Here is a 19,993-nt window from a genome sequence, read left to right on the forward strand (position 1 = left end):
GCCTGATATAAATCATCATGGAAACACCCTGCATCCACATCTGTCGCCTCGATGAAACCAGCAGCCTCTGCATCGGCTGTGGGCGAATGCTGGATGAAATTGGCGGCTGGGCAGGGTATAGCGACGAGAAGCGCCGCGAGATCATGCGGTTGCTGCCGCAAAGACTGGCAAACCTGCCCAAGACCGCCAAGGAGACGCATACCGCATGAACAGGCTGACCATCGTTCTCCTTCTGCTGGCCGTCGGCCTTGGCCTGCTGCTCATCAATCATGACGGTGGGCGAACACTCGGCATCGATAATGATCAATTCGCCCATGTTCTCTATCTTCTGCCCATTGCCGCTCTCCTGTCCGCCGGCATATTGGCCGGAAGCCGCGGCAGTTTCGGCACCGTCATCCGCCAGCTCGCCGTCTGGCTTGTCATCATTCTCGGCCTCGTCTCGCTTTATCTCTATCGCTACGATCTGCAAACCTTCGGCGATCGACTGCTGGGCGGCCTCATACCCGGCCGCGCCGTAGTGGTCACCACATCGGGCGGTGAGCAGGAAATCGTGCTGCATAAATCGATGAGCGGCCATTTCGAGGCGAATGTCGGTCTCGAAGGCAAGACGATCCACATGCTGGTCGATACCGGCGCAAGCTCGGTGGTGCTCGCCAATGCGGATGCCGCCGCAATCGGCATCGACACCACAAACCTCCGCTATACCGTACCGGTCATGACTGCGAATGGCCGCACGGCGGCAGCTCCCGTCACCCTGTCGGAAATCAGCATTGGCCCGATCGTGCGGCGCAACATCCCGGCCCTCGTCGCCCAGGATGGCCAATTGGGCCAGAGCCTGCTCGGCATGAGCTTCCTGTCGACGCTCGGTTCGCTGCAGATGCAGACCGATGAACTGCGGCTGCGCGACCGGTAACCCCCTGCCCTTTGCGGTTCATTCTGCGGTTTTCCCGAGCCATTGGCCCCGGAAAGGAAATACCCCAATGCGACCGCAACGGGGATATTCTTTTCGCGCATAGGGGCCACGGACGGACCATTGCCCCTTGATTCCTTCCCATTTGATAATTTATGTTGGCCTTGTTCTCAGGGCGGGGTGCAATTCCCCACCGGCGGTATCGGGATTTTTCCCGGAGCCCGCGAGCGCTTCCGGTCTCCAAAGCCGGAAGGTCAGCAGATCCGGTGAGAGGCCGGAGCCGACGGTATAGTCCGGATGGAAGAGGACAAGGCATAGGACGCTGGCGCGTAAGCTGGCTTCGCATTGCATTGTTCGCCCAAGGGATATTTGGCGCTTCTTGAAGCGCGAAAATGCCGCAAAACGGCATAACCCTTGAAAGGCTTGAAAGAAAATGACCATTGCTAGAATTGAAGACGCCATCGAAGCCATTTCCCGTGGCGAGATGGTGATTGTCGTTGACGACGAAGACCGCGAAAACGAAGGCGATGTCATCGCCGCCTCCGACAGCATTACCCCGCAGCAGATCGCCTTCATGATGAACCATGCGCGCGGGCTGATCTGCGTCGCCATGCCGGGCGAGCGACTGGATGCCCTCGACATTCCCTTGATGGTGTCGCGCAATACCGAATCCCTCAAGACAGCGTTCACCGTCTCGGTGGACTATATTCCGGGCACCACGACAGGCATTTCCGCCGCCGACCGGGCAAAGACCGTGCGCGCGCTGGTATCGGAGGATTCACGCCCCGAAGACTTCGCCCGCCCCGGCCATATCTTCCCGCTGCGCGCCAACCCGCAAGGCGTTCTCGGCCGCACCGGTCATACCGAAGCGGCCGTCGATCTTTGCCGTCTTGCGGGCAAATTCCCCTGCGGCACCATCTGCGAAGTCGCCAATGACGACGGCACCATGGCCCGCCTGCCCCAGCTCGAAGTCTTTGCCGAACGCCACGGCCTGCTCGTCGTGACGATCAAGGATCTCGTTTCTTACCTCAAGGGCGAGGTTGTCGAGGACGTGGTGCAGAAGCAGGTCGCCTGATCTGCGCTTCTTTGTTGTGAATACGAAAACGCCCGGTGCAAACCGGGCGTTAAATTTTAAAAAAAGCTTTTCCGATCAGTTCCGCAACCGATACCCCGTCTTGAACATCCAGCTGACAACACCGAGGCAGAGCGCCAGAAACAGCGTGATCATCGCCAGACTGATGATCGGATTGACGTCGGCGATCTCATAGAAGCTCCAGCGGAAACCGCTGATGAGATAAAGCACCGGATTGAAGTGGCTGACCGTCTGCCAGAAGGGCGGCAGCATGTCGATGGAATAGAAGCTGCCGCCAAGGAAGGTCAAAGGCGGCACCACCAGCATGGGGATGAGGTTCAGCTGCTCGAAATTCGTCGCCCATATGCCGATGATGAAGCCGAACAGGCTGAAACTGACAGCCGTTAGCACGAAGAACAGCACCATCATGAACGGATGAGCGATGGTGATATCCACGAAGAAGGTGGCTGTTATCAGGATGATCGTCCCGATCATCAGGCCCTTGGTCGCCGCCGCCCCGACATAGCCGGCGACAATTTCCGTCATCGATACGGGCGCGGACAATATCTCATAGACCGTGCCGGTGAATTTCGGAAAATAAATGCCGAAGGAGCCGTTGCCGATACATTGCGTCAGCAGCGTCAGCATGATGAGGCCGGGCGTTATGAACGCGCCGTAGGAAACCCCGCCAACCTCCTGAATCCGCGAACCGATCGCGGTTCCGAAGACGATGAAATAAAGCGAGGTGGAGATGACTGGCGAGACCACGCTCTGCAGCAGGGTGCGCCGCGTGCGTGCCATTTCGAACAGATAGATGGCCTTGATGGCTTCGAAATTCATTTCTGGCCTCCCACCAGCGAAACGAAGATATCCTCAAGCGAGCTCTGTCGCGTTGAAATATCCTTGAAATGGATGTTGGCGGCGGAAAGGGCGCTCAGAACATCGGCAATACGGCCCTGCTCGCCATTATCCTCGATTTCATAGGTGACGGTGCAACCGTCTTCAGAAAGCGTCAGACCGAAGGACGCGAGGCTTTCGGGCAATTGCTCCACCGGCTGGGCGAGTTCTAGGAAAAGCTGCTTGCGGCCGAGTTTCTTCATCAGCGCCGTCTTTTCTTCCACCAGCAGCAATTCGCCGCCATTGATGACGCCCACCCGGTCGGCGATTTCTTCCGCCTCCTCGATGTAATGCGTGGTGAGGATGATGGTGACACCCTTGGCCCGCAGCTCGGACACGACGTTCCACATGTCACGGCGGAGCGCCACATCAACGCCGGCGGTCGGCTCGTCGAGGAACAGAACCTTCGGCTCATGCGCCAGCGCCTTGGCGATCAGCACACGGCGCTTCATGCCGCCGGAAAGCTCGCGCAGCATGTTGTCCTTCTTGTTCCAGAGCGACAGGGATTTCAGGATGCGCTCGATCAGTTCCGGGTTCTTCTTCTGCCCGTGCAGGCCGCGCGAGAAGCTGACGGTGTTCCACACCGTCTCGAACTGGTCGGTCGTCAGTTCCTGCGGCACGAGGCCGATCAGGGCGCGGGTCTGGCGAAAATCCTTCACCACATCATGCCCGCCGACAAGCACCGAACCTTCACCCGGATTGACGAGGCCGCAGACAATCGAGATCAGCGTCGTCTTGCCGGCGCCGTTCGGGCCGAGAAGGGCAAGGATTTCACCCTCCCTGATATCGAGGCTGACACCTTTGAGCGCCTGAAAGCCGTTTGCGTAGGATTTTGTCAGATTCCGTATCGAAACAATGGCATTCATGGCGAATTCTTTCGAAAAACCGAGTAAGATGAACGCCATATAGACCGCAGAGGTTGCAAATGCCACCCCAGCGGACCGAACACTGCGTTCGGCAGAGACGGAAAATCAGCCGTAGACGCTATAGAAAAACTGCGCTGCGACGAAGACCAGAAACACCCCGAAGGCCCGCTCCAGCTGCTTCTTGCTGAGCGCATGGGCGAGCCGAGCGCCATAGGGCGCAACGACAAGCGTGATGGGGATCAGCAGCACCACGGCGATCCAGTTGATGAAGCCGGTGGAAAACGGCGGCAAGCCCGAATGCCCCCAGCCGGCCCAGATGTAGCCCAGAAGACCCGGCAGCGAAATCAGCACGCCGACACCGGAAGAGGTGGCCACCGCCTGATGGATCGTGCGTCCATAGAGCGTCATGAAGGTGTTGTTCATCACCCCGCCGCCCACGCCCATCAGGCCGGAAAAGAGCCCGATGCCGGTGCCAACAAGAAAGCGGCCCGGGTTTTGCGGCAGGTCGGAACCGAGATGCCAGCTCGCCCGGTTGAAGATCATCCGGAAGGCGAGCGCGAGCGCGATGAAAGCGAAGATCAGCCGCAGTGCAACGCTGGAGGCATAGGCGGCAACCACGGATGCGAGGATGGTGCCGAGCGGTACGGCAACGATCCAGCCCTTCAGCAGATCGATATCAACAGCGCCTTTCTGACGATGCGTGAGAAACGAACGGATGGAGGTGGGCACGATGATGGCAAGCGAGGTGCCGAGCGAGAGATGCATGCGCACCGCCTCCGGCACATCCAGAAGCCCGAAGACCTGGTAGAAGACGGGCACCAGCACCGCGCCGCCGCCGATGCCGAACAGGCCGGCCAGAAGACCGGCGACCACACCCGCTACCGCAAGCGCCGCCGCAAAGACCATCAGCTCTGAAACAGGGGGCATAAAGGCAGGCTCCCGAAGGCCGTTGTCACAAACATGTGACCCTCATAGCGTATCAGAAGAGCGCGGCAAGCCATGTTGGCCGCAGGTCAGTACGGCGCGATGTCTTTTGCCGCATATCCGCGCCGAATGGACCACTCCATGGGATCGTTTTCCCATTGCATGCCCTTGCAAAGACGCCGATATCCCCCCGATAAGGCTGTCTTCTTCAACCGGCCTTCGGGCCGGTCTTTTTTTGTGGGAATGTGACAGAAGAGTTGGAATTCCGGAAAGTGAATCCACACTTCCGTCATTCCGGCCTTGAGCCGGAATCCAGCCGACGCGCGTCGGCGCGACGGCAAGGCTCCTTTCAGCTCAAGGACTTCAGCTGGCTGGATTCCGGTTCAAGGCCGGAATGACGGAAGTTGCAAACATGACGCATTATAGCGAGCGTCTAAAACGCCGCCCGACTATCGCCCCGCCCAATCACGCCTTTCGCGTCTCCTAGTCACAATGCCTGTAACCTGACTTGCGCGTGCGCAGGTCGAAGTGAAAATGGTTCCAGTGGTTGGGATCGCTGCCCGGTCCGAGAACGGTCGAGAAATATTTGCAGCTGTCGGACCTCACCGCCTTCAGCAGCGCCTTTTCGCGGAAGGCGAAGAAGCTCTTGCTGCGCACGTCGATTTCCTTGCCGTTCTTCAGCGTGATGGTGCCGATGTCGATGGCGTTACCGCGCGCATGTTCCGACCAGGGATTGCTGGAACGCGAATTCATCTTGCGGCAGGAATAGCCGCCCATCGGCGTGATGCGACCAACGCCGGAGAGATAACGGAAGCGCGAGGATGGCACGAGTTCGAACTTCACCCATTTGGCAAAGGCAAGCGTGACCTGGCAATTGAGCTTCACGGCCGGGCGGATGGCGACGCCGCTGGCGAGACCGCTGAGTTCGATCGGATAATCGATACCGCAGGTCGGACCATCGGCAATGCGCGCAACGTCCCGGAAAGCAACGCCGAGGCGGCGCAGTTCGGAGCGGCAGGCAACTTCGGAAGATGGCATGACGCCTGGTGGCATCGAGCGGTTGCTTTGCGGCCCGCCGCCCGCCATCGGATTATCAGGCATGAGCATGGCGACTTCCTCCACCGGCTGGCGGCGCGAGGAGGAGCCGAGCGGCGGCGGCGGGATGAGCCGCGATTGGCTGGCCCGTTGCGGCTGACGAGCCGGAGGCACGGCCATGGGATTATCCGTGCCGATGCCATCCACCACCGGCTGCGCGGAAGCACCCTCGGCAATCTCCGCATCCTGTTCTTCGGCAAGTCCGCGGACCGGCTCCACACCCAGCATGGAATCCATGTTCACGCCGCCTTCGCCTTCAGCAATCTGGTTGCCGGTCATCTGCTGCGCGGGCATGGTCTGGCTCTGCATGGTCTGCGCCGGCACAGTGGTATGTCCGCTGGCCGCCATGCGCGCCTGATGTTGGGAATCGAGTGTCGAATAACCCTGCCCGCCCTGCGGCGATTGCAGCAGGGGATCCTGCGAGGCGTAAGGTTCCGGCATTGGCTGAGAAACGGCCGCGGGATAGTCACCGCCCTGCCCGACCCGCTCCGCCTGATACACGGCACCCGCCGGCGCGCTGTAACCCTGCTGCCGCGAGGAGCGGATAGCGCTGACGCGCGTGGTGCCGTCCACTTCCGCCGGTGGCACGAGGCCCTCCGCCGAACACGACACCATGACCGTGGAAATCATCAGCAACGTCACAAGACGACGCGGAAGGGAAACATACGCCATACGAGAACCTGTACCTTCAGCGGCCGCTATTCGCGGCAATACAGGATAAATTTTAAAGAAATGAGGTAAACGAAACCTTATTGGTTACGGGAAATAACGAACCTGGTTGTTGCATGACGCTGCAAATGAAGAAGGCACGACCGAAATCGCGTCGAAGGTCACGACATAAACGCTGAAACCTCTCCTCCGACATCCTCGGGCTTGACCCGAGGATCAAGAGCCGCACGAGGAATGAATCCTCGGGTCAAGCCCGAGGATGACGTCGAGTGCTGGAAAAGCTTCTCATTCATCTAAGGGCGCAGCCATGGCCGCGCCCTCCACTTTACCCAAACGCATATGTCACGCGGCCCGTGAAACCTCGCGCGCAACCCCATTTCCAAGTTCGAAACGCGACAGCAGCGAGCGCAGCTGGCGGCTTTCCTCGGCGAGCGTCTGGCTGGCCGCCGTCGTTTCTTCCACCATGGCGGCGTTCTGCTGGGTCATCTGGTCCATGTGGTTGACGGAGGTGTTGATCTCCTGCAGGCCGGTCGCCTGTTCGCGCGCGGCCGTGGCGATGGAGTTGACATGGCCATCGACACGGTTGACCAGCGCCAAGATCTCCTCCAGCGCATCACCTGTCGAGCGCACGAGTGCGACGCCGCCGCCGACCTCCTCCGCCGAACGGTTGATGAGGGTCTTGATCTCCTTGGCTGCATTGGCAGAACGTTGCGCCAGTTCGCGAACTTCCTGCGCCACCACGGCAAAACCACGCCCGGCCTCGCCCGCACGCGCCGCTTCCACACCGGCATTCAGCGCCAGAAGATTGGTCTGGAAAGCGATCTCGTCGATAACAGAGATGATCTGCCCGATGCGCTTGGAAGAGTCCTCGATGCGGCCCATGGCGTCGACGGCATTACGCACGATCTCGCCCGAGCGGCCGGCGCTGGTTTTCGTGTCCTGCACCATCTGCCGGGCCTCGTTGGCCCGCTCGGAAGCGGTGCGCACCGTGGCGGTGATTTCGTCGAGAGCGGCTGCCGTCTCCTCCAGCGCCGCCGCCTGCTGTTCGGTCCGGCGGGAAAGATTGCCGGTCGCGCCGCTGATATCAGAGGCACTGTCATTGACGACATGGCCGGTCCTGGCAATGGCCTCGATCGCACCGTGCAATGCGCCGACGGCACGGTTGAAGTCCATGCGCAGCTTTTCATAGTCCGTGCCGATATCGGTAAGCGAAACGGTCAGATCGCCATTGGCAAGCGCTTCGAGCGCATTGCCCAGTTGCTCCATGGCATGGGCCTGCCGCTCGGATGCGGAACGAAGCACCATCTCGTTGCCGTGCCGCGCTTCTTCCAGCGCCCGTTGCTGGTCGGCCTCGCGGGCCTGCAGCGCGCTGCGCTCATTGACGCTGTCGCGCAGTACCAGCAGCGTCTTGGCAATCGCGCCGATTTCATTGCGACGGTCGGCGAACTGGATATCCGCCGCGCCGTCACCATCGGCGATGCGCCGCATGCTCTGGCGGATGAGATCGATCGGCCGGGTCACGCTGCGCACGACGGCTGCGGCCACGCCGACAACCAGAAGGCCGGCCACGACACAAAGACCGCCATTAAAATAGACGTCGCGCCAGAACACCGCTTCAAGATCGTCAACATAAACACCGGTGCCGACAATCCATCCCCAGGGGGCGAAACCGGCGACATGGGAGAATTTCTCGACCGGTTCCGGCGCACCGGGCTTCGGCCAGTAATAATCGACAAAGCCCTTGCCGCCTGCCTTGACCGTGTTCACGAACTCGACGAACAGCGCCTTGCCGTTCGGGTCCTTGTTGGCGGTAAGGTCCGTGCCGTTCATCTCGGGCTTGATCGGATGCATCACCATTTTCGGATGCATGTCGTTGATCCAGAAATAGCCGCTGCCATTGCCGTAGCGCATTGCCGCAATGGTCGTCTTGGCCTGCTGTTGCGCCGCCTCCCGCGTCAGGCTTCCGCCCTGCTCCAGCCGGTAATATTGATCGAGAATGGCAACAGCGGTTTCGTTCATTGCCGCAAGCCCGGCTTTCCGTTCGCGCTCCATTTCGTGGTAGCTTTCAAACAGGCTGAATGTGAGAGCCGCGGCCAGTATTGCCAGAAACAATGCGACGAGCGCATACAGGCGCATAGATATTGTTACGTTTTTCATGTTCCCCCTCAACGTCGCTGATGCACTTCGACCAGCCGATGTTAAAGGCAAAAAATTTATTATTATTAAATACACATATTATACGTTGGTATTATTCTTATATGCTCACATTAATTCGCACCGCCATTCCAAACCGGTACAAAAAGCGTGAATTTTCAAACCGGCCGGCGGCATTTAAAGACAGCGTTAACCCTGCCACCCCTATCCTCCTTGACCGAAATTACACTGCAGGGAGGCGCGCGATGGCACGGCCCAATTTTCGCTATACGCATTATGACCTGAAGGAACTTCGGGCCGGCACGGTCATTGAAGTATCCCTGTCGGCCGTCAACAATGTCCGGCTGATGACGGGGGCGAATTTCCAGCGTTTTACCGAATTGCTCGACTTCAAATATCTCGGCGGCGTCGCGAAAAAATCGCCGATCCGCCTCGCCATTCCAGAGACGTTACACTGGCATCTGGTCATCGACGCCGAAGGCCATAGCGGCCTCGCCGAATCCTCGGTCAAGATGCTGCCCGCGCAGCCGCAGGCAGCACCACATCGCAAAGCATCCTGATCTTCTTTAAAAACAGTGAGTTGCCGCGGTTTTGCGACTCTTTTTGCCAACGGCCTGAATCTTTTTCTCAAGATCGACCGCCATACGGTTTCGGCTCAAACCGCGCAAAAACCTAACGCGATCCCCGCTCGCGGCGCAGCTTCGCCCACCAGTCCAGACGCTTGCGGATTTCCCTTTCGAAACCCCGGTCCGGCGGATCGTAAAAGGTCGTGCGCCCCATTTTCTCCGGGAAATAATCCTGCCCGGAAAAGGCATCCGGCTCGTCATGGTCGTAGCGATAGCCATCGCCGTAACCTTCGCCCTTCATGAGCTTGGTCGGCGCGTTCAGAATATGTTTCGGCGGCACCAGCGAGCCGTTTTCCTTGGCCGCCCGCATCGCCGACTTGAAAGCCGTATAGACGGCGTTCGATTTCGGCGCGGTGGCGAGATAGACGCAAGCCTGAGCCAATGCGAGCTCGCCTTCCGGTGAGCCCAGATAATCATAGGCGTCCTTGGCGGCATTGCAGACGACGAGCGCCTGCGGATCGGCAAGGCCGATATCCTCAACCGCCATGCGCACCAGCCGCCGCCCGAGATAGAGCGGGTCTTCGCCGGCATCGAACATGCGGGCGAGATAATAAAGCGCCGCATCCGGGTCCGAACCCCGCACGGACTTATGCAGCGCCGAAATGAGATTATAGTGGCCGTCCTGGCTTTTGTCATAAACCGGGGCGCGACGCTGCACGATGCGCGTCAGCCCCGCGGTATCGAAGGTCTCATCCTTGCGCGCCGCGCGCCAGACCTCTTCGGCAAGCGTCAGCACGGCGCGGCCATCGCCATCGGCCATCCGGATGAGGCTTGCACGCGCATCCTCGGTGAGCGGCAGGGGCTTGCCCTCCGCCTCCTCGGCGCGTTTTAATAATTCGCTCAGGCTCTCCTCGTCATGCGAGCCGAACGTCAGCACGCGCGCACGCGACAACAGAGCGGCATTCAGCTCAAAGGACGGGTTTTCGGTGGTGGCGCCCACCAGAATGATGGTGCCGTCTTCCATCACCGGCAGGAAACTGTCCTGCTGGGCGCGGTTGAAACGATGGATTTCGTCAACGAAAAGCAGCGTCTGCCGGCCATTCATCCGACGTGTGCGCGCTGCCTCGAAAACCTTCTTGAGATCGGCGACACCGGAAAAGATCGCCGAAATCTGCTCAAAGGCCAACCCCGCCTCGCCGGAAAGCAGCCGCGCAACGGTGGTCTTGCCGGTGCCGGGCGGGCCCCAGAAGATCATCGATCCCAACGACCCGCTATCGATCATGCGGCGCAGAACGCCCTCCTCGCCCGTCAGATGCGGCTGCCCGGTCACCTCCGCCAGCGTCTTCGGACGCAGGCGATCGGCAAGAGGCCGCCGGTTGGCGACCTCCACGGGCACTTGCGGGGCGAAAAGATCGTCGCTCATCGCAGGAACTGCCGAATGCGTTGCCCGTCACGCAGGATTTCCACGCGCCAGAAGCCGGGATTGTCATCCAGCGCCTTTTCGACCGCAGCGGTGGAGGCGATGTCTGCACCGTTCAGCGACAGGATCACATCCTTCGGCTGGAAACCGACACGATAGGCCGGCGAACCGCGCTTCACATCGGTGATCACAACACCCGTCACCTGTGACGGCATCCGCAATTCATCGGCAAGCTTCGGCGAGAGATTGGCGACTGTCGCGCCGGCAAAGGGATTGCGGCCCTCGATCAGGCGCTCATCACGCGGCGCGGTTTCCGGCGCGGTGTCGAGCGCAATCGTAACTTTCTTCTCTTTGCCCTTTTCCACCACCGTTAGTTCGGCGGATTTGCCGATACCGGCGGTGGTCACGCGATATCCCAGCGCATCCGGATGCTCCACCTCGAAGCCATTGACGGCGGTAACGACCTCGCCGGGCTCGATGCCCGCCTTTTCGGCCGGTCCACCCTTGACGACGCTGACGACAAGCGCGCCGCGGGCCCGGTGCAGGCCAAGCGCTTCAGCAACGTCTGATGTCACGGGATCGAAGGTGGCGCCGATATAGGGACGCTCGAAGCTCGCGTCACCGCGTTCAGCAGCAGCGACGAAAACCCGGACGAGATTGGCGGGGATGGCGAAACCGATACCGTTCGATCCGCCGCCCTTGGAGAAGATCGCCGTATTGATGCCGATCAGCTCACCCGCCATGTTCATCAGCGCGCCGCCGGAATTGCCGGGGTTGATGGAGGCGTCGGTCTGGATGAAGAAGCCGAAATCACCCTGCGTTACCTGGTTGCGGGCGAGACCCGAGACAATGCCGCTCGTCACCGTCTGGCCGACACCGAAGGGGTTGCCGATGGCAAGCACCAGATCACCAACTTCAATCGCATCGGAATTGCCAAGCGACAGCACCGGGAACTGTTCTTTCGCATCGATCTGCAGAACGGCGAGATCGACCCGGTCATCTTTCAGCAGCACCTTGGAGGAGAACTCACGCCCATCCGCCAGCGCCACCTTGATGTCATCAGCACCGTCGATGACGTGATTGTTGGTCACCACGAGGCCGCCGGCGGTCACAATCACGCCGGAGCCAAGCGACGACTGTTTTTCCGTGCGGTTCGGCATCTGCTGGCCGAAGAACTGCTCGAAGAAAGGATCGCCGGCAAAGGGCGACAGACGCCGCTGCACGACGCGCTCGGCATAGACATTCACGACAGCGCCTGCGGTGCGCTTGACCAGCGGCGCAAAGGAAAGCTGCATTTCCGTGTGGCTTGAGGGCACGGTCCTGTTGTCCTGTGCGCCAGCGCCCACGGGCAGGAGAATGAGCGCGGCGAGAAAGCCGGTGGACAGATACTTCAACACGCTTCGCATGTGATTCCTCATCGTCATCAATATGATGGAGTTATAACGCCAAAGCCTGTAAAGCAAAGAGCGGCAAGATGATGGCTATCCTTTTCCCAAGTCGCGCCTTTTCCCAAATCATGGCAACAGCGAAATGGAACCAGCAAGCCGCCTTTCCGGTTTCATCCGCAACAGCATTTCTCAAAGAGACACGTCATGGATTTGAAAAAGCCCCTCCTCGCCTGCGGCCTGCTCCTCGCCTCCTCCCTCGTTTCGCCGGCCGCTGCTGCAAGCTTCGACTGCGCAAAGACCGATCTGGCCGCAGATGAAAAGGCGATCTGCGACAACCGTGCCCTCAACGATCAGGATGTGAAGATGGCCACCACCTTCGACATCCTCACCCAGCTGATGGCCATGGGTGCACGCGACACGCTGCGCGACGAACAGAGCAAATGGCTGAAGAAACGTCAGGAGTGTTCAGCCGACGTTGCCTGCCTGACAGCCGCCTATGAGGAGCGCATGAAACGTCTCGGAGAGGCGTTCCAGAGCATCAACAGGCCGCTCTGACCATTATCGCCTGCCCTTACACCGCACGGATGATGACTTCCATGAGGCCATGCAACTGATCGCGATAACCGGTTCTGGCGGAAGGTGCATCCTCACGAGAGGTCATCACGACGGATAGCCGCCTCGCGGGAACGATATAGAGCATCTGCCCGCCATAACCCCAGGCGTAATAGACCGTTTCGCCCGCCATCTCCTTGATGAACCAGCAATAGCCATATCCGTCGCCGTTAAAGACCGAATTGGTGCGCTGCTGCCAGGACTGGTTGATCCAGCCTTGCGAAATCAGTCGCTCGCCCTCCGGTGTCGTCCCGCCACGCCGATAAAGCTCGCCGAAGGCCAGCAGTGACCGCGCCGTCATCGCCATCTGGTTACCGCCGAGATAGACACCCTGCGGATCACGCTCCCAGCCGCCGATCGCAAATCCCTTGAGCGGACGAAACCAGTCACGTGCCAGAGCAAGCGTCGAACGGCCGGAGGCCCTGGTCAATATCGCCGAGAGCAGATGGGTGGAGGCGGTGGAATAAAGCATGCCGCCGCCCGGTTCTCCGGCAAAACCGGAACCCAGCGCCATCCGAACCCAGTTGCGGCTGGCGACCCAGCGGCCGTAATTCGGCCCGGACATGCGCTCCAGACCTGACTGCATGGACAACAGGTTGCCGATGGTGATCCGTTCCAGCCGGGGATCGGGACTTGGCGGAAAATCGCCGCGCAGAACTGTCGAAATCGGCTGGTCTGCACTCTCGATGATCTTGCGATCAATCGCCATGCCGACCAGCGCCGAAATGATCGATTTCGAGGCCGACTTGATATTGGTGGAGCCATTCACGCTGGCCCCATGATAGGCGCGGCTTGCGACCTCCTCGCCGTCAATGCTGACTAGGACCGTCCTGAGGCTGGAAAGCGCGTCCGCCTCCCTCAGTAACGGATCAAAACGGATGCCATTGCTGGAGCTTTGCGCGCGGGCAAGTTCAGCAAAAGGCAGGGACGCAATGAGGGCGAGTGCGGTTCGTCTTTTCATGTCACTGAGCTAGTAAGCCATACGGCGATGAAAAGAGGCAACTCCGCCAATCACTCCAATGTGACCGCATTTCAAGTACCGGATTTTCATACCGCAACTTGATAGCCCTCCGGAACCTTCATGAAAACAAGGCGTTGCCATGCATTCCGGAATCGAGATGCGAAGCGCTTGAATCAGTTTCTGATCTTGAGGACTATCATCCTGCCACAAATGCAAAAGACGGGAAACGATGCCGCACTTAAAATCATCACGCCTTGTCCTCCGACCTTTTAAGATGACGGACTCGCCGCCGCTCGCCCGGCTGACGAACGACCCGCTCATATTGCGCAATCTGCTGCGCACGACCTACCCTTTCGAACCCGATGATGCACGGCGTCTGATCAGGCGCATTGCTGAGCGCCGGCTCCCGGTATGGGCGGTGGATGACGGCAGGCTGGTCGGTCTCATCGGCCTTTCAGGCGAATTCGGTCTTTGGCTTGATCACCGTGTTTGGGGAAAGGGCTACGGAGAAGAAGCCGGACGCCTCGTCATCGATTATGCCTTTCAGCACATGGGCATCAAGACCCTGCATGCCAATCCCCTATTTGACAACAGGGCGTCGCACCGTCTGATGGACAAGCTGGGTTTTGTTGCGACCGGCCGTGCAACTGCCCTTTGCAGGCAACGGAGAAAAGTTGTGCCGCTTCGACCTTATCGGCTCGATAAAGAGTGATCGGCACAAAAAAGCCGCCGTTAATCAACGGCGGCTTTAAAGCATACCACAAATGCGGAAATTACTCCGGCAGAATCCGCACCGCGCCCTTGTCCGCGCTGGACGCAAAGGCCGCATAGGCCTTCAGCGCCGTCGTGACATTGCGCTTGCGCGGTGCTTCCGGCTTCCAGCCCAGCTCTTCCTGCTCAGCGCGGCGCGAGGCCAGTTCCGAATCCGCTACCCTGAGATTGATGGTGCGGTTCGGAATATCGATCTCGATCAGGTCGCCCTGACGCACGAGGCCGATTGCGCCGCCCTGCGCCGCTTCCGGCGAGGCATGGCCGATGGAAAGGCCAGAAGTGCCGCCCGAAAAACGACCGTCGGTGATGAGCGCGCAGGCTTTGCCGAGGCCCTTGGATTTCAGGTAGCTGGTCGGATAGAGCATTTCCTGCATGCCCGGGCCGCCCTTCGGTCCTTCATAACGGATGACGACGACGTCGCCCGCCTTGACCTCGTTGCCGAGAATGCCCTTCACCGCTGCGTCCTGGCTTTCGTAAACGACCGCCGGGCCAGTGAATTTCAGGATGGATTCGTCAACGCCTGCCGTCTTCACGATGCAGCCGTCGAGCGCGATGTTGCCGTAAAGCACGGCCAGACCGCCATCCTTGGAGAAGGGCTTTTCGACCGAGCGGATGACGCCGTTGTCGCTATCGGTATCCAGATCGTCCCAACGCGAGGACTGGCTGAAAGCCACCTGTGTCGGCACGCCGCCGGGGGCAGCCTTGAAGAATTCACGCACCGTCTCGCTGTTGGTGCGAGTGATGTCCCAGCGGTCGATAGCATCGCCAAGCGTCGCTTCGTGCACCGTATAGGTATCGCGGTTGATGAGGCCGCCGCGTTCCAGCTCACCGAGAATACGCATGATGCCACCCGCACGGTGAACGTCTTCCATGTGCACGTCCTGCTTGGCAGGCGCGACCTTGGAAAGGCAGGGAACCTTGCGGGAAAGACGGTCGATGTCTTCCATGCCGAAATCGACACCGCCCTCATGGGCTGCTGCGAGAATATGCAGCACCGTATTGGTGGAGCCGCCCATGGCGATATCCAGCGACATGGCGTTTTCGAACGCCGCCTTGTTGGCAATCGTGCGCGGCAGAACGGTCTCGTCGTCCTGCTCGTAATAACGGCGCGCCAGATCAACGATCAGGTGACCGGCCTCGACGAACAGCCGCCGGCGATCCGAATGGGTGGCGAGTGTCGAACCGTTGCCGGGCAATGACAGACCCAGAGCCTCGGTCAGACAGTTCATCGAATTGGCGGTGAACATGCCGGAGCAGGAACCGCAGGTCGGGCAGGCCGAACGCTCGATGACCTTCACGTCCTCGTCGGAAATCTTGTCATCTGCTGCCGCAACCATGGCGTCGACCAGATCAAGCGCGACCGTCTTGCCGTGCAGAACGACCTTGCCCGCTTCCATGGGGCCGCCGGAAACGAAAACGGCGGGAATGTTGAGGCGCATCGCCGCATTCAGCATGCCGGGCGTGATCTTGTCGCAGTTGGAAATGCACACCATCGCATCGGCGCAATGGGCATTGACCATATATTCCACGGAATCCGCAATGATTTCGCGCGACGGCAGCGAATAGAGCATGCCGTCATGGCCCATGGCGATGCCGTCATCAACCGCGATGGTGTTGAATTCCTTGGCGACGCCGCCTGCCGCCTCGATTTCACGGGCAACGAGCTGGCCAAGATCCTTCAGATGCACATGGCCCGGCACGAACTGCGTGAAGGAATTGACGACAGCGATGATCGGCTTGCCGAAATCGCTGTCCTTCATGCCGGTGGCGCGCCAAAGGCCGCGCGCGCCCGCCATGTTGCGGCCGTGGGTTGTCGTTCTTGAGCGATAGGCTGGCATGGTGTTTTCCTCGATCTCATGGCGAAGAGCGCATTGCCGCAAAGGCGGTAAAAATAGCTCCTGCCCAATTTTGCGGTTTTTCTAGCGCAAACCGCAAGCCCTGTCACTGTCACCTTCAGGCAAAACAGTACGGTTCGGTACGGTACGCCGCTTCCCGATGCAGCAATTCACGCGACCACTTATCACAAATGCGCGATTTCCGCCGCCCGGCCGTTGTTTTTGCACGACGCGCTGAAACATATCTGTGCAGCAGCCGTATAGCCTATCATAATCGATTTATCGCCGATGCACCCGGCTTTTGTGGAGGTTGAAATGCCCGCCTATCGTCCGCCCCTGATCGCGGCTACAGAAATCACGCCGAAGAATATCTACCTGTCCCGACGCGGCTTCCTCGGTACGGCGGCAGGATTTGCGGCAATCGGGCTTGGCGGCCGCGAGGCAATTGCCGCTCCGCTTACGGCGAAACCAGGCGCCTACAAGCTGGATGAAAAGCTCACCCCGCTCGACGCCGTCACCAGCTACAATAATTTTTACGAATTCGGCGTCGGAAAATCCGACCCTAAGGAAAATTCCGGCAAGTTCAAGCCCACCCCATGGACCGTGAAGGTGGATGGCCTTGTCTCCAAACCGCAAGAATTCGGCATCGAAGAGCTGATGAAATATCAGCTCGAAGAGCGTACCTATCGCATGCGTTGTGTCGAGGGCTGGTCGATGGTCATTCCATGGATCGGTTTCCCCTTGGCTGCCCTTCTCGACAAGGTGGAGCCGCTTGGCAGCGCCAAATACGTCTCCTTCGAAACCGTGGTGCGGCCGGATGAAATGCCCGGCCAGAGCGGCCTGTTCCAGCCTTTGTCCTGGCCCTATGTCGAGGGTTTGCGCCTCGATGAGGCACGCCACCCGCTGACCATTCTGGCCGTCGGCCTATACGGAGAAACGCTGCCGAACCAGAACGGTGCGCCCATCCGGCTCGTCGTTCCCTGGAAATACGGTTTCAAGGGCATCAAATCCATCGTCCGGATTTCGCTGACCGAGAAACAGCCGGAAACGACGTGGAAAAACTCCAACGCCCGCGAATATGGCTTCTACTCCAACGTCAATCCGCATGTGGACCATCCGCGCTGGAGCCAGGCGACTGAGCAGCGCATCGGCGAAGGCGGCTTTTTCGGCACCCAGAACCGCCCTACCCTGATGTTCAACGGTTATGACGAGATAGCAGGCCTCTATACCGGCATGGACCTGAAAGCGAATTACTGACCATGGCCCTCGCCTTTTCGCTTCCGTCGCTGCCGAAGCGTTACCAGCCAGCGGCTATCTGGTCGCTTTATGCGATCGGCCTCTGTCCGGGCGTCTGGTATTTTTACCTCGCCGCTACCGGTGGCCTCGGCTTCAATCCGGTCAAGGATTTCGAGCACCTGCTCGGCATCTGGGCGTTACGCTTCCTCTGCGTTGGGCTTCTGGTGACGCCGCTGCGAGACCTGTTCAACATCAACCTCATCGCCTATCGCCGGGCGGTGGGGCTGATCGCCTTTTATTACGTGCTGGCGCATTTCACGGTCTATCTGGTGCTGGACCGCGGCCTGATCATCAGCTCCATCGCCGGCGATATTCTGAAGCGGCCCTATATCATGCTCGGCATGGCGGGGCTTACCATGCTCCTGCCCCTCGCGCTCACCTCCAACCGCTGGTCCATCCGCAAGCTCGGCAACCGCTGGAACACGCTGCACAAACTCGTCTATCTCGTGCTCATCGTCGGCGTGCTGCATTTCGTGCTGGCGCGAAAATCGATCACGCTGGAGCCTGTGTTTTATATCAGCACGATGGTGATCCTGCTCGGCTATCGGCTGGTACGGCCCTCGATCATGTCGATGAAGAGGGCGAAACGCGCCAGACCCGTCCGGCCATAATGGCGGCGGCCCCAATTCCCGCGATATAACAGACTATATTCCAAAGCGAAAAAACACGGCCGAGCAGCAAAGCGCCGGAGGTCGTTGCGCGAAACCCATCCAGCGCCGGGAAATGAACAAGCCGGACGAGTTCCACGAGGATAGCCGCAATAATGGCGGCATGGACCTCATAGCCACGCCAACGGTAGGGAAAGACGGTCGCCAGCAACAGATAAACCATCGCACCCCAGAGCACTGATCCGCCATATTTTACCGCCACGAACGGCAGTCCCACATCGTAACCGAAGGTGCGCAGGCAAAGGCCGCAGACGATCACCGCCATCGCCGCCGCCAGAAACCGGATGCGGGCTAAATAAGATGGGGATACGCGCGGCAGGCCCATACGGCTTCCTTCGGGTTTTCGTATGAAAGGTAACGAACTGAGATCGGGGACGGAAATGAGCACAGCAACAAGCCCGGCCGCAAGCCGCCTCTCCGTCTTGGACAATCTGCTCTGCGATACCTATCCCTGGGGCGAACTCAAGGGCATCAGGCGTTTTATCGTCGAGTTTCTGTATTTCGGCATCAAGGAGGCACGGGCCTGCATGTTCGCGGGCTTGTTCTTCGTCTCCATCTTCGTGGTGCCGCATGGCGGCGTGCTCGGCATTCCCCGATATGACGTGCTGCTGATCATTGCGCTCGGCATCCAGTTCTTCATGATCTGGAGCAGGCTCGAAACGCTTGACGAGGCCAAGGCCATCCTGCTGTTCCATATCGTCGGCTTCGCACTGGAAGTGTTCAAGACGTCGAGCGCCATCCAGTCATGGGCTTATCCGGATTTCGCCTACACCAAAGTGCTAGGCGTACCGCTCTTTTCCGGTTTCATGTATGCCGCCGTCGGCAGCTACATCATTCAGGCATGGCGGTTGCTGGATGTGCGCATTCGCCACTATCCCGCCTACTGGATGGCGACCCTGATCGGTATCGCCATCTACGCCAACTTCTTCACCCATCACTTCATCGGCGATTACCGCTGGTACATCGCCGCCTGCGCCATCGGCCTCTATTCCCGCGCAACAGTCGTTTACCGCCCCTATGATCGCGACCGCAAGATGCCTCTGCTTCTCTCCTTCGTCCTGATCGGCTTTTTTGTCTGGCTGGCGGAAAACATCTCCACCTTCTTCGGTATCTGGAAATATCCCGATCAGATCGGTGCCTGGTCCGTCGTGCATATCGGCAAATGGAGTTCATGGTCACTGCTGGTCATCATGACCTTCACCATCGTCGCCCACCTCAAACACATCAAGGCCCGTATTCATATTCCGGAGTGAGAAAGATGAATTACTCCAAGGCATTTTCAAGTCCCGCAAGTTTTACAACTAAGCGCGTGGGCCTGAAATCCAACAATAGAACTGGCGGCCCTATATTCGCATTCCTAATAATCGCTTTGGCCGGTTGTGGTGTAGATTCACCTGATCGTTTGCGCAGCGATATCCCGGACGGCATCCCCGCTGGTGAGACGGTCTACTACAATACCAGATGGTTTGAATGCGCTGTCGCCATTTACAAGCTCGACTCCGTTTTCATGGATGAGGTCCGTCGGAACGGATTGCTTTCTCTAAACAAAGCAACATCCGCGCCTTGGGCTGAGGCGCCGGTACTGGGGGCGAACTACGCCATGGATCGCTGGGTCGCTGATTTTGTAAGTAGTTTGGACTGTATCGAAGACAAGAAGCTGCAAACGCTCTTTGAGCGAGCATCAGCCAACGGCGGCTATTTTCAAGTTCAGCTTACAAACTCGACAACCCTAATCGCGCCTGATGAGGGTTTAATGATGGTTGGCGGATACGAGTAGCTGCATCGCTAAGTATGGATTTAACTATCCCACTCCAACATTTCGCCGCGACGCAAACCTTAATCATTCTGTCGGTTGATATCTGAACGCAAAAAAGCCGGGTGATCTCTCA

Annotated in this window: 20 protein-coding genes and 1 riboswitch; of the genes, 10 read left to right on the forward strand and 10 right to left on the reverse strand. The window is 59.2% G+C overall.

Annotated elements, in window-relative coordinates:
• Positions 1-17 precede the first annotated feature (17 nt).
• The 3 genes from V6S97_RS04805 (at position 18) to ribB (ending at position 1,985) form a co-directional block, all read left to right on the forward strand.
• Complete coding sequence (locus tag V6S97_RS04805) at positions 18-209, forward strand: DUF1289 domain-containing protein (RefSeq protein WP_003507833.1); 192 nt, start codon at positions 18-20, stop codon at positions 207-209.
• A complete protein-coding gene (locus tag V6S97_RS04810) occupies positions 206-913 on the forward strand; it encodes a TIGR02281 family clan AA aspartic protease (RefSeq protein WP_080866257.1) in 708 nt (235 codons plus the stop codon). The genes V6S97_RS04805 and V6S97_RS04810 overlap by 4 nt, the downstream gene beginning before the upstream one ends.
• A 159-nt stretch (positions 914-1,072) precedes the next feature.
• Positions 1,073-1,223, forward strand: a riboswitch (FMN riboswitch).
• A 120-nt stretch (positions 1,224-1,343) separates the two neighbouring features.
• Positions 1,344-1,985: a 3,4-dihydroxy-2-butanone-4-phosphate synthase gene (gene ribB / locus V6S97_RS04815; protein ID WP_060726349.1), complete on the forward strand. Its 642-nt coding sequence runs from the start codon at positions 1,344-1,346 to the stop codon at positions 1,983-1,985.
• A gap of 75 nt (positions 1,986-2,060) precedes the next feature.
• On the opposite strand, the gene V6S97_RS04820 is transcribed toward ribB, so the two are convergent.
• From V6S97_RS04820 to V6S97_RS04840, 5 genes are all read right to left on the reverse strand, one after another.
• Entirely contained in the window at positions 2,061-2,822 is a 762-nt protein-coding gene (locus V6S97_RS04820; protein ID WP_003507827.1) for an ABC transporter permease, read from the reverse strand.
• Positions 2,819-3,745 carry an ABC transporter ATP-binding protein gene (locus tag V6S97_RS04825; protein WP_060726423.1) on the reverse strand — a complete coding sequence of 309 codons (927 nt, stop codon included), beginning with the start codon at positions 3,743-3,745 and terminating at the stop codon, positions 2,819-2,821. The genes V6S97_RS04820 and V6S97_RS04825 overlap by 4 nt, the downstream gene beginning before the upstream one ends.
• Before the next feature lie 105 nt (positions 3,746-3,850).
• Complete coding sequence (locus V6S97_RS04830; protein WP_003507823.1) at positions 3,851-4,672, reverse strand: sulfite exporter TauE/SafE family protein; 822 nt, start codon at positions 4,670-4,672, stop codon at positions 3,851-3,853.
• Between the two features lie 480 nt (positions 4,673-5,152).
• On the reverse strand, positions 5,153-6,436 hold the full coding sequence (locus V6S97_RS04835; protein ID WP_003507821.1) for an extensin-like domain-containing protein: 1,284 nt from the start codon (positions 6,434-6,436) through the stop codon (positions 5,153-5,155).
• A gap of 339 nt (positions 6,437-6,775) precedes the next feature.
• Positions 6,776-8,590 (reverse strand): methyl-accepting chemotaxis protein, encoded by a 1,815-nt coding sequence (locus V6S97_RS04840; RefSeq protein WP_060723300.1) that lies wholly within the window; start codon positions 8,588-8,590, stop codon positions 6,776-6,778.
• 242 nt (positions 8,591-8,832) lie between these two features.
• Here V6S97_RS04840 and V6S97_RS04845 point away from each other — a divergent pair, with 242 nt between their 5' ends.
• Positions 8,833-9,147 (forward strand): DUF1883 domain-containing protein, encoded by a 315-nt coding sequence (locus tag V6S97_RS04845; protein WP_060723301.1) that lies wholly within the window; start codon positions 8,833-8,835, stop codon positions 9,145-9,147.
• A 112-nt stretch (positions 9,148-9,259) separates the two neighbouring features.
• Here V6S97_RS04845 and V6S97_RS04850 read toward each other — a convergent pair whose 3' ends face one another.
• Both V6S97_RS04850 and V6S97_RS04855 read right to left on the reverse strand, forming a co-directional pair.
• On the reverse strand, positions 9,260-10,576 hold the full coding sequence (locus tag V6S97_RS04850; protein ID WP_060726353.1) for a replication-associated recombination protein A: 1,317 nt from the start codon (positions 10,574-10,576) through the stop codon (positions 9,260-9,262).
• Entirely contained in the window at positions 10,573-11,979 is a 1,407-nt protein-coding gene (locus V6S97_RS04855) for a DegQ family serine endoprotease (RefSeq protein WP_060726354.1), read from the reverse strand. The genes V6S97_RS04850 and V6S97_RS04855 overlap by 4 nt, the downstream gene beginning before the upstream one ends.
• Before the next feature lie 186 nt (positions 11,980-12,165).
• Here V6S97_RS04855 and V6S97_RS04860 point away from each other — a divergent pair, with 186 nt between their 5' ends.
• Positions 12,166-12,516 carry a lysozyme inhibitor LprI family protein gene (locus tag V6S97_RS04860; protein ID WP_003507804.1) on the forward strand — a complete coding sequence of 117 codons (351 nt, stop codon included), beginning with the start codon at positions 12,166-12,168 and terminating at the stop codon, positions 12,514-12,516.
• A 16-nt stretch (positions 12,517-12,532) separates the two neighbouring features.
• On the opposite strand, the gene V6S97_RS04865 is transcribed toward V6S97_RS04860, so the two are convergent.
• Entirely contained in the window at positions 12,533-13,534 is a 1,002-nt protein-coding gene (locus V6S97_RS04865) for a serine hydrolase domain-containing protein (RefSeq protein WP_111794215.1), read from the reverse strand.
• Positions 13,535-13,763: 229 nt separating this feature from the next.
• Between V6S97_RS04865 and V6S97_RS04870 the strand changes: the two genes are divergently transcribed.
• A complete protein-coding gene (locus tag V6S97_RS04870) occupies positions 13,764-14,246 on the forward strand; it encodes a GNAT family N-acetyltransferase (protein WP_111794216.1) in 483 nt (160 codons plus the stop codon).
• Positions 14,247-14,307: 61 nt separating this feature from the next.
• On the opposite strand, the gene ilvD is transcribed toward V6S97_RS04870, so the two are convergent.
• Entirely contained in the window at positions 14,308-16,143 is a 1,836-nt protein-coding gene (ilvD, locus tag V6S97_RS04875) for a dihydroxy-acid dehydratase (RefSeq protein WP_003507800.1), read from the reverse strand.
• A 312-nt stretch (positions 16,144-16,455) separates the two neighbouring features.
• Between ilvD and msrP the strand changes: the two genes are divergently transcribed.
• A complete protein-coding gene (msrP, locus tag V6S97_RS04880) occupies positions 16,456-17,397 on the forward strand; it encodes a protein-methionine-sulfoxide reductase catalytic subunit MsrP (protein ID WP_334426177.1) in 942 nt (313 codons plus the stop codon).
• A 2-nt stretch (positions 17,398-17,399) separates the two neighbouring features.
• Positions 17,400-18,047: a protein-methionine-sulfoxide reductase heme-binding subunit MsrQ gene (msrQ, locus tag V6S97_RS04885; protein ID WP_099085236.1), complete on the forward strand. Its 648-nt coding sequence runs from the start codon at positions 17,400-17,402 to the stop codon at positions 18,045-18,047.
• Here the strand turns inward: msrQ and V6S97_RS04890 are convergent.
• Positions 18,001-18,429 carry a ribosomal maturation YjgA family protein gene (locus tag V6S97_RS04890; protein WP_060726358.1) on the reverse strand — a complete coding sequence of 143 codons (429 nt, stop codon included), beginning with the start codon at positions 18,427-18,429 and terminating at the stop codon, positions 18,001-18,003. The genes msrQ and V6S97_RS04890 overlap by 47 nt on opposite strands.
• A gap of 55 nt (positions 18,430-18,484) precedes the next feature.
• Here V6S97_RS04890 and V6S97_RS04895 point away from each other — a divergent pair, with 55 nt between their 5' ends.
• Complete coding sequence (locus tag V6S97_RS04895) at positions 18,485-19,357, forward strand: DUF817 domain-containing protein (protein ID WP_223567985.1); 873 nt, start codon at positions 18,485-18,487, stop codon at positions 19,355-19,357.
• 5 nt (positions 19,358-19,362) lie between these two features.
• Positions 19,363-19,881 (forward strand): hypothetical protein, encoded by a 519-nt coding sequence (locus V6S97_RS04900; RefSeq protein ID WP_087744484.1) that lies wholly within the window; start codon positions 19,363-19,365, stop codon positions 19,879-19,881.
• Positions 19,882-19,993: the final 112 nt, after the last annotated feature.

Source organism: Agrobacterium sp. CCNWLW155, from assembly GCF_036888815.1.
GTDB lineage: Bacteria > Pseudomonadota > Alphaproteobacteria > Rhizobiales > Rhizobiaceae > Agrobacterium > Agrobacterium radiobacter.